At 67.6% G+C, this 441-nt stretch carries 1 protein-coding gene; it reads right to left on the reverse strand.

The window, feature by feature from the left end; all coding sequences use genetic code 11:
- A partial coding sequence (locus KHA85_RS20290; RefSeq protein WP_498039903.1) for an MFS transporter occupies positions 1-441 on the reverse strand: 441 nt, incomplete at both ends.

The raw sequence follows: 441 nt of genomic DNA on the forward strand, positions 1-441 counted from the left end.
ATCTGGATGACGCACACCAGCAGCGCCTGGCCGGCTTCCGGCGCCTGCGGCACCGCGGCGAACATCCAGTTGGTGGCGCATACCGGGACGGCGCCGAACGCCAGCCCCCAAACCAACACCATCAGCGTGGCGCCGGCGAGGCCGCTGAGCAGCGGCGAAACGATCAGAATGCCCGCCAGCATGGCGGCGATCAGGATAAAGGGGGCGCGCAGGCTGTACTCCCCCAGACGCTCGCCGAGAAAGGTGCCCAGCAGGCCGATGGCGCCATAGGCCAGCAGCTGCAGCGAGATCGCCGATGGGCTGAGCACGAACACCTGTTGCAGCAGAGGGCGCAGATAGGTATAGGCGGCGAAGTGGCCGATGAACAGCAGCACGATGGCAATCAGGCCGATGCGCGCCATCGGCAGGCGCAGCGGCAGCACCAGATCGCGCGGCGTAACC

It is taken from the genome of Dietzia massiliensis (assembly GCF_018390595.1).
Classification (GTDB): Bacteria; Actinomycetota; Actinomycetes; order Mycobacteriales; family Mycobacteriaceae; genus Dietzia; species Dietzia massiliensis.